The organism is Paraburkholderia sp. CNPSo 3274 (genome assembly GCF_024206475.1).
Classification (GTDB): Bacteria; Pseudomonadota; Gammaproteobacteria; order Burkholderiales; family Burkholderiaceae; genus Paraburkholderia.
In genome coordinates this window covers 40,259-49,372 of record NZ_JAMBPR010000067.1, presented here as the reverse complement: position 1 = coordinate 49,372, position 9,114 = coordinate 40,259, and the positions used below count along the sequence as shown (strand labels likewise).

Genomic DNA, 9,114 nt, shown 5'->3' with positions numbered 1-9,114 from the left:
GCCATGCACCCAGCCGCCGCCTCTACCCGCGCTCGCCCCGGCGCTGATGCATAGCGCCACGAGCACGAGCAAGAGTCTGCACAATTCACGCCCTTTCATGATGCTCACCCCGATAGCCGCTGACCGAGTCGCTGACCGATAGCCGGTTGGCTTCATATATCAGTTTAGGCGTCGGAAGCCCATTTTTCCTGGACGTGCGATCACGGCGCATTACGGCTCCCGCAAGTCGTCCTGTCGCGCAACGATGGCCGCGCCGATGAGTCCGCCGTCACGCCGAAATGTGCCCGGAACCACGACGCGTTCGCGAAACGCCCGCAGCGTGCGCTTGCGCACTGCCGCATCCAGCGCATCGATCAAAGGGGCCACATTCGAAAGGCCGCCGCAAACCGGGACGACCGAAGCGCCCGTGATGTTGATTACGGCTGCGAGGGCTTCCGATACCAGTGCGAGCCAGGCAGAAATGGTGCGCTGCGCGCGATCGCTGCCTTGCTGCCAGTCGTCGAGAATGGTGTGACTGTCTTTCTGTTCGTCGTTCAGGAGTGTGTTGAGCCGTTCCAGACCGCGTGCGCCGCCGATGGTGTCGACGCAGCCCAGGCGCCCGCAACCGCAACGCAATGCGCTCACGGGCTCCGCGTGGCCCATGCCATTGAAGTCGACGTGCGTACTGACGGGCAGCCCGTGGCCCCATTCGCCCGAGATGCCGCTCGCGCCACCAACCACATGGCCGCCAACGACGAGTCCGCCGCCCACACCGGAGCCGAGGACCACGCAAAACACGACATCGTGGCCCGCACCTGCGCCCTCGACGGCCTCAGCCAATGCGAGGCAGTCTGCGTCGTTTGCAATGCGTATGCGCCGCCGAAGCCGGGATGACAACTCCGCGCCGAGCACGCGGCCCGAGACGCATGGGACGTTGGAAGCGCAAATCACGCCGCTTGCGGGATCGATCGCCCCCGCCATCGAGATGACGAGGGGCGAGCGGGTCTCGCCAATATGACGAGTCGCGAGGGATTCGAGGGTCGCGCCGAACGCCTCCCAACTGTCGATGGGCGTCGGCACGCTTTCGACGAGGCGCACGCTACCCGGACTGTCCGACACACCGAGCCTGATGTATGAGCCGCCGATGTCCGCGACAAAGACTCGTGGGTGTTGCCTTTGTTCAACGCTGGTGTCTGGCACCCTGGCTCCTCTTTCAGTGCATCGTCGACGCCAGCCTGCGGTTTCAGCGGGCGCGAACGAAATGATGCTCTATCTTCGCGCGCAACACACCGTCGACAGCCGCGAGCTGTTCGCGCAGCCGGGCCGCCCGCCTTTCGGTCATTTCGCCAAATACGATTTTTTGCTCGAGCACGTCACCGCAGCGGATAACGGCCCATCGGTCGACGACCACCTGTTCGCCGTCGAGCACGCCAGCGGCCGTCGAAACGACGCCGAGATCCAGACCGGACACCAGATGAACGGTGTGAGTCAACGTGAAGCCAGGAAGGCAGTGCGACAAGTCCTCACAGACGGTCGACGAGGAGGAGGCGGGGATATCTTGAGGCATAGTGGCTCCGGATGAAGGTCGATCGAACCGGTGCCAGCTATGCTGCTCCCGTTTCGTTGCCGTAAATCGGCCGCATCGCCTCGAGGGCTTCCACCTTGCCCGGGAGGGCAGGTTGGCGTCGGTCAGTCCGACTCTGGATGCTTTGCTTCTGCTTCTGCTTCTGCTTCTTTCTCTTGTTCGATATTTCGAACGTATATTCATTATACCGGAATCAAGGTGCCGGGCAAGAAGTGCGGCCACGCGCAACTTCGGACCCGGCCTTCCGGCCCGCAAGCTACTTCCTGGGGACCGCGCCTCGCGATTCGGCCGCCCTGAGGAAATCGAAATCGGCGCCCTTGTCTGCCTGCGTCACGGTGTCGAGAAAGAGCTTGTGATAACCGCGGCTTGCCGTGGGCGCAGTCACCGGATTCGCCTGCGCGCGGCGCCGCAGTTCTTCGTCGTCCACGAGCAGGGCAATCTCGCGGTTGGCCACGCTCAAGCGGATGCGGTCGCCGTTACGGACATGCGCAAGCGGGCCGCCTATGGCGGCTTCCGGCGTGACGTGCAGCACGATCGTCCCGAATGCCGTGCCGCTCATCCGTCCATCCGAAATCCGCACCATGTCTTTTACCCCGGCCCGCGCCAGCTTCTTCGGGATGGGGATATAGCCGGCCTCGGGCATGCCCGGCGCGCCTTTTGGCCCAATCCGCTTGAGGACGATCACGTCATCGGCATGCACGTCGAGGTCGTCCGAGTCGATGCGGTTCGCCATATCGGTAGCGTCTTCGAACACGACCGCGCGGCCCTCATGCTCCATGAGCGCCGCAGAGGCGGCCGATTGTTTGATGACCGCGCCACCCGGCGCAAGATTTCCGCGCAGTACGGCCAGGCCGCCTTGCGGGTAAATGGGCGCGCCGAGCGGCTTCACCACGTCCTGCGCGAAGCGCGGCCCGGCGCGCTCCATCTCCTCGCCCAAGGTGCGGCCGGTCACGGTCATGGCGCCGAGATGAAGCCGGGGCTTCAGTTCATGAAGCAGCGTGGCCATGCCGCCAGCCCGATGAAAATCTTCCATGTAGTGCTCGCCGGAAGGCTTCAGGTTGAGCAGCACCGGGGTTTCGCGGCCCATGCGGTCCACCGCGTCCAGATCGATGTCGAATCCCATGCGCCCGGCGATAGCGGCAAGATGCACGATGCCGTTCGTCGACCCGCCAATGGCCAGCAGCACCCGCAAGCCGTTTTCGAACGACTCGGCGCTGAGCACCTGGTCGATGGTGAGCCGCCGTCGCGCCATCTCCACGACTTGTGCGCCGGTCTGCTCGGCCACGCGCATGCGGTCCGACGTCACCGCTGGCGGCGAGGCCCCGCCCGGCATCGTCATGCCCATGGCTTCCGCGACGCAAGCCATCGTACTGGCCGTACCCATGACAGCACACGTGCCGACGCTCGGCACGAGGCGGTCATTCACCTCGGCGATCTCTTCCGCCGTGACTTCGCCCGCGCGAAACTTGCCCCAATAGCGGCGGCAATCCGTACACGCGCCGACGCGTTCGCCGCGATGCGCGCCCGTCACCATCGACCCGGTAATGAGCTGAATGGCCGGAATGCCCGCCGAGGCCGCGCCCATCAACTGCGCGGGCACCGTCTTGTCGCAGCCGCCGATGAGCACGACCGCATCCATGGGCTGTGCGCGAATCATCTCCTCCGTATCCATCGACATGAGGTTTCGCATGAACATGCTCGTTGGCTGCGAAAAGCTCTCGTGGATGGAAATGGTTGGGAATTCCATCGGCAATCCGCCCGCCAGCAGAATGCCGCGCTTGAGCGCCTCGAGAAGCTGCGGCACGTTGCCGTGGCACGGGTTGTACGCACTGCCCGTGTTCGTGATGCCGATTACGGGACGCTCCAGCGCGTCGTCGGTATATCCGGCGCCCTTGATGAAGGCTTTGCGAAGAAACAACGAGAAGTCCGTGTCGCCGTAGTGGGTCAGTCCGCCACGCATGCCCTGCGGATCATGGGAATCTTTTTCGTCGGGGGAGTGCTTTTCGGCCATAGCCACAGTCCTCGGGTCGGTTCAGATGGGTCAAAGTGCCGGCGCCGGTAAGGGTACTGCGATCCGCGCAGTCAGCGAGGTGGAGAGCGGCCCGGCGTGCGCGCTCACGACATTACAAAATACCTTCATTAGCGCATTGAACCGAATGCGCGCAAACTCGGTCAGTCAAGGAACCGGATTTGCTTACTGTATTCATTTCGGCCCACGGAAGCGAAATCATGTCGACGAAACCGACCCAGCCCGATTCTTCCAACGAGGCTTCCCGCGCGGCCCCCAGCGCGAAAGTGCCTGCGCATCCACAAGGCGCACCGGCCGCCCCCGCCTCGCCCGCCGGCAAACATCCCGCGCCGCCCTGCACGCTCGTGATCTTCGGCGCGGGCGGCGATCTGACCAACCGCCTTTTGATGCCGGCGCTCTACAACCTCGCCGTCGACCGCCTGCTCGACGATGGTATGAAGATCATCGGCGTGAATCATGGCGAGCGCGAAACGAAAGCGTGGTCCGACGATCTGCACGCCTCGCTGGAAAAATTCGCCGCCGACAAGGCGAGCACCTTCCACGCCGGCAAGCTCGACGACAAGGCGTGGGACTGGGTCGCGCAGCGTCTCACCTACATGGCGGGCGAATTCGAGGACGACAGCGCATTCCAGCGTCTCGCCCAGCAACTGAACGGCAAGTCGCGCGGCAACGTCGTGTTCTACCTCGCCGTAGGCGCGCGCTTCTTCAAGCCGATTATCGAGCGTCTCGGCAAGGCCGGGTTGCTCGACGAGGGCAGCGACAGCAACGGCACCTTCCGCCGCGTCGTGATCGAAAAGCCCTTCGGCGCCGATCTCGCTTCGGCGCGCGACTTGAACCAGCATGTGCTGAGCTTCGCGAAAGAATCGCAGGTCTATCGCATCGACCATTTCCTCGGCAAGGACACGGTGCAGAGCATTCTCGCGCTGCGCTTCGCCAACGCCATGTTCGAGCCCGTCTGGCGGCGCGAGTACATCGACAGCGTGCAGATCACGGCTTCGGAAGTGATCGGCGTGGAAGGCCGCGGCAAGTTCTACGAGCAGACTGGCGCGTTTCGCGACATGGTGCCCAATCACCTGTTTCAACTGCTCGGCATGGTCGCCATGGAGCCGCCCAACTCGTTCGACGCCGAAGCCGTGCGCAACAAGAAAGCCGAAATCTTCGATGCGCTCAAGCCGCTCACACCCGACGACGTGGTGTTCGGTCAATACGCAAAAGGCCCGGCGGGCGTGGGCTACCGCGAAGAACCCAACGTCGCGCAAGACAGCCGCACCGAAACCTATGCCGCCGCGCGCGTGCAGATCGACAACTGGCGCTGGGCGGGCGTGCCGTTCTATCTGCGTACCGGCAAGCGCCTGGCTGCGCGTCGCACGGAGATCTCGGTGCAGTTGAAGCGCGTGCCGTTTCTCCTCTTTCGCGACACGCCAGTCGATACGCTCACGCCCAACGTGCTGACGCTGCGCATCGATCCGTCGCATGGCACGAGCTTCGACTTCAACGTGAAGACGCCGGGGCCGGTCGTGCAGATCGGCCCGGTGCATTCGTCGTTCGACTACGACGACTTCTTCGCGGAGCGTGCTAACGTCGGCTACGAAACCTTGCTCTACGATTGCATGCTCGGCGACCAGACGCTCTTTCAACGCGCCGACGGCATAGAAGCGGCGTGGTCGACGGTGGATGGCGTATTGCACCCGGAACTCGACGCCGCGCCTCCGGTGTACGACTACGCCGCGGGCAGCGAAGGCCCGGCGCAGGCGGACGCACTGCTCGCGCGCGACGGCCGGGCGTGGCGCGCACTCGCACAGACGCAGGCGAAGAAGAAGTGAACCAGACAGCCAAGGAGACCGTATGGCCAAAATCGAAAAAGCGATCAAGAAGAGCGCCGTGAAAAGCGCGGTAAGTGCGACGCACACCTCGCAGGACATCGAAAATATTCTTGCCATCGACGTAGGCGGAACGGGCCTGAAGGCCGCGATCATCGGCGCGAACGGCGCGATGCGCACGGAGCGCGTGCGCGTGGCGACGCCGCATCCGTGCCCGCCCGCCTTACTGGTCGATACGCTCGCGACGCTCGTCGAGCCGCTGCTCGAGCAGTATCCTTCCACACACGTTTCGATCGGCTTTCCTGGTTTCGTGCGCAACAATCATGTGATCACGGCGCCGCATCTCGGCCCCGAAGGCTGGAACGACGTGCCGCTCGCGCAGATGCTTGGCGAGCGCCTTGGCATTGCGTCGGTGCGCATGATCAACGACGCGGAAATGCAGGGGCTCGCCGCGATCGAAGGGCAAGGCCTCGAATTCGTGATGACGCTCGGCACCGGCGTGGGCACGGCCATGTTCCGTGACGGCGAACTGATGCCGCACCTCGAACTCGCGCATCATCCGATCAGCAAGAAGCGCGCATACGACGAGTACATCGGCGACGCCGCGCGCAGCAAGGCCGGCAACAAACGCTGGAACGCGCGCGTCGAAGAGATCATCGGCATACTCGACTCGCTCGTGCATTACGACAAGCTGTGGATAGGCGGCGGCAACGCGGCTCGCCTCACGTTCGATCTGCCGCCGAATGTGGCGACCGTGCCGAACGACCGGGGCATCGAGGGCGGCGCGCGCCTGTGGCATCCGCGTTCGGTGCGCGAAACGCGGCAGTTGCCCGCGGCCACGCAGCGTGCGGGCAAATTCCGCTAGCGCATTCGCTTGAGGACTAACTCACGCCGGGCCAGGGCAACGCGCTGGCCCGTGTGCCCACCTTGCGCCCAACGATCTCGTACATCGACACCTCGTCGTGTTCGAACGCCGCGGCCCAGTCGCGCAGATACTGGCGCCACGTTTGATATTTCCGGTCGTTCACGAGTTGGCGCAGCGCCATTTCCTTCGCGCGGAAGTTCTCCTCCCACAGGCCCAGCGTGCGCACGCAATGCCGGCGCAGGTTCTGGATGTTCGACACCTCGATGCCGCTTTCGCGCATGGCGGTGAGCGCATAGCCCAAGTCGGGCAGTTCGTCGTCCGGAAAGAGATAGCGCGCGAGGTACGCGCCGCTGTCCAGGCCGAAGCGCGAGTCGATGCTGCCAGGCGCCGTCGACATGATGCCGTGGCTCACGAGCACGCCGTCCGGTTCGAGGTGTTGCTGCAATACTGAAACGTAGTCCTGAAGATCGCTGCGGCCTTCGCATTCGAACATGCCCAGGCTCGCAATGCGGTCGAAGCGACCCTTTACATCGGCGTACGCCTGCAGGCGAATGTCGATGCGATCGGCAAGACCCGCGGCCTTCACGTACTCGCGCGCCCATTCGAACTGATTCTTCGACTGCGTGACGCCTACGCAGCGCGCGCCGTATTGCTGCGCGGCCCGAATGACCAGTGCGCCCCACCCGCAATCGACATCGAGCAGTCGGTGGCCGGGCCTCAGGCCGATTTTCGTGAGCACATGGTCGATTTTCTTGAGCTGCGCCGTGGCGAGGTCTTCTTCGCCGCTCTCGAACCACGCGCACGAGTAGACCATTCTCGGGTCCAGCCACATGGCGAAGTATTCGTTGGGCACATCGCCCAGGTGCGTGTCGCGCTCGGTCAGCACGCGCGCCGCAAATGATTTAAGGAAGGAGCCAAACCCGTGTTTTGCTTTTCCCTCATCAGGCATCTATTTCTCCGTTTTGGCGCGTTGTGTTGTGCAGGCAGGGCTCAGTGTTCGGCTTCGGCGCGCTCGTCCGTCATGCCCGGGCGCTTGCTGGCGGGTGCAAAGCGCTCACTGCGCGGCACCCATACGCGGCGGAACTGTTCGCGCTCGCGCTCCTCCGTGAACACCGAAAGCGATGGCTTGACGAGATCGTGCCGCGAAACAATGCCGAGCAGGCGGCGGGTCTTCTCGTCGTCGACTACGGGAACGCGGTCGAGTCCCATGATCGCCAGGCGCGCGGCCACGTTCCTGCAGGTCTCGCCTGGCAGCGCGACTTCGGGCAGTGCATCGGAAAAAAGCGCGCCGATGGGCGCATGCGCAGAACTGGACAACGCACTGTCGAGCAACGCGCGATCGACCATGCCCACGAGCACACCGTTGTCGGCGACGGGGAACGCGCGGAACTTCTGCTGCGCGCCGAAGTAGGTGCGCAGCACATCGGCGACTGTCGTGCGAGCGTCGATCGATTGCACGCCCCTCGTCATCACCTCTTCCACGTAGTGCCGCTCGAGCGGGTCGATGCTGTATTCGCGGTAGATGTGATAGCCGCGGCGCGCGATCTTTTCGGTGAGAATCGAGCGTCGCATGAGCAGCACCGTAAAGCCGTACGCAACCGCAGACGAAGCAAGCAGTGGCAGCAAGGCATTGGCGTCGCCCGTGAGTTCGAACGCGAACACAGCGGCCATGACCGGCGCGCGCATCATGCCGCCGAGCGCTGCTGCCATGAAGATGAGCGGCCACACCGCGGGCTCGTGGCCCGGCATGTACGGACCGACCAGCGCGCCCACGCCCGCGCCCATCATCAGCAACGGTGCGAGCACGCCACCCGAGGTACCCGAAGCCAGCGCAATGACCCAGATGATGGCCTTCACGACCACGATGCCGATCACCGCCTGCATGGCGAGGTGGTTGTGCAGCAGATCGCCGATCACGTCGTAGCCCACGCCGAGCGTGCGCGGTTGAAAGTACCCGCCAACGCCCACCGCGATGGCACCGAGCGCCGGCCACCACATCCAGTGGACAGGCAGCTTGCCGAACAGGTCCTCGACCTTGTAGAGCCACGTGGAAAGGCCCCACGACAACGCGCCCGCGACGACCCCGGCAATGCACGACGACACGATGCCGACCGTCCCGAGCGGCATGGTTTGCAGCGGAAAGAGCGGGCCGCTGCCGAGCAGCAGCGGACGCGTGAATCCGGCAACGGCGCAGGCAATGGCGACAGGCAGCAGGCTGCGTGGCCGCAATTCGAAGAGCAACAGCTCGATGGCGAGCAGCACGGCGGCGACCGGCGTGCCGAACACCGCGGTCATGCCCGCCACCGCACCCGCCACGAGCAGCGCCTTGCGCTCTGCCCCCGAGAGATGGAAGAACTGCGCGATGAGTGAGCCGATCGCGCCGCCCGTCATGATGATCGGACCTTCGGCCCCGAACGGCCCGCCGCTGCCGATCGCAATGGCGGACGCAAGCGGCTTGAGCACGGCGACTTTCGGCGACATCTTGCTCTTGCCAAACAAAATGGCTTCGATGGCTTCGGGAATGCCGTGTCCGCGAATCTGCTCGGAGCCATAGCGCGCGATCAGCCCCACGATCAGGCCGCCGATCACAGGGATCGCGACCACAAGCACGCCGAGCGTGTTCTCTGCCGGCGCATGATTCGCCGTGGAAAACGTCTGGAAGAAGAATAGATTCGTGAAGAAATGGATGAGGTGCAGGAGAAGGTCCGCCGCGACCGTGCTCAGCGCGCCACCAGCGGCCGCAATGGCGCTAATGCGCAGAAGCCGGACATCGGTTGCGAAATCGCCCCTGTCGCCGTTGTGATTGCTCATGGTTCCTCTTACCGCTCAAAATCGG

General features: G+C 64.2%; 7 protein-coding genes and 1 riboswitch. Of the genes, 2 read left to right on the top strand and 5 right to left on the bottom strand.

The window, feature by feature from the left end:
- Window positions 1–210 precede the first annotated feature (210 nt).
- From M3I54_RS33785 to M3I54_RS33775, 3 genes are all read right to left on the bottom strand, one after another.
- Complete coding sequence (locus M3I54_RS33785; protein ID WP_254343682.1) at window positions 211–1,179, bottom strand: ROK family protein; 969 nt, start codon at window positions 1,177–1,179, stop codon at window positions 211–213.
- A gap of 43 nt (window positions 1,180–1,222) precedes the next feature.
- A complete protein-coding gene (locus M3I54_RS33780) occupies window positions 1,223–1,546 on the bottom strand; it encodes a hypothetical protein (RefSeq protein ID WP_254343680.1) in 324 nt (107 codons plus the stop codon).
- A gap of 42 nt (window positions 1,547–1,588) precedes the next feature.
- Window positions 1,589–1,692: riboswitch (SAM-I-IV-variant riboswitch) on the bottom strand.
- Between the two features lie 128 nt (window positions 1,693–1,820).
- A complete protein-coding gene (locus tag M3I54_RS33775) occupies window positions 1,821–3,575 on the bottom strand; it encodes an IlvD/Edd family dehydratase (protein ID WP_254343679.1) in 1,755 nt (584 codons plus the stop codon).
- Between the two features lie 218 nt (window positions 3,576–3,793).
- On the opposite strand from M3I54_RS33775, the gene zwf reads away from it, so the two are divergent.
- The gene (gene zwf / locus M3I54_RS33770) at window positions 3,794–5,416 is read left to right on the top strand and encodes a glucose-6-phosphate dehydrogenase (RefSeq protein ID WP_254343677.1); all 1,623 of its coding nucleotides are present in this window, start codon (window positions 3,794–3,796) and stop codon (window positions 5,414–5,416) included.
- A 22-nt stretch (window positions 5,417–5,438) separates the two neighbouring features.
- Window positions 5,439–6,278 carry an ROK family protein gene (locus tag M3I54_RS33765; protein WP_254343675.1) on the top strand — a complete coding sequence of 280 codons (840 nt, stop codon included), beginning with the start codon at window positions 5,439–5,441 and terminating at the stop codon, window positions 6,276–6,278.
- Window positions 6,279–6,294: 16 nt separating this feature from the next.
- On the opposite strand, the gene M3I54_RS33760 is transcribed toward M3I54_RS33765, so the two are convergent.
- Window positions 6,295–7,227: a cyclopropane-fatty-acyl-phospholipid synthase family protein gene (locus M3I54_RS33760; protein ID WP_254343674.1), complete on the bottom strand. Its 933-nt coding sequence runs from the start codon at window positions 7,225–7,227 to the stop codon at window positions 6,295–6,297.
- A gap of 41 nt (window positions 7,228–7,268) precedes the next feature.
- Entirely contained in the window at window positions 7,269–9,089 is a 1,821-nt protein-coding gene (locus M3I54_RS33755; RefSeq protein WP_254343673.1) for a chloride channel protein, read from the bottom strand.
- Between the last annotated feature and the right edge of the window lie 25 nt (window positions 9,090–9,114).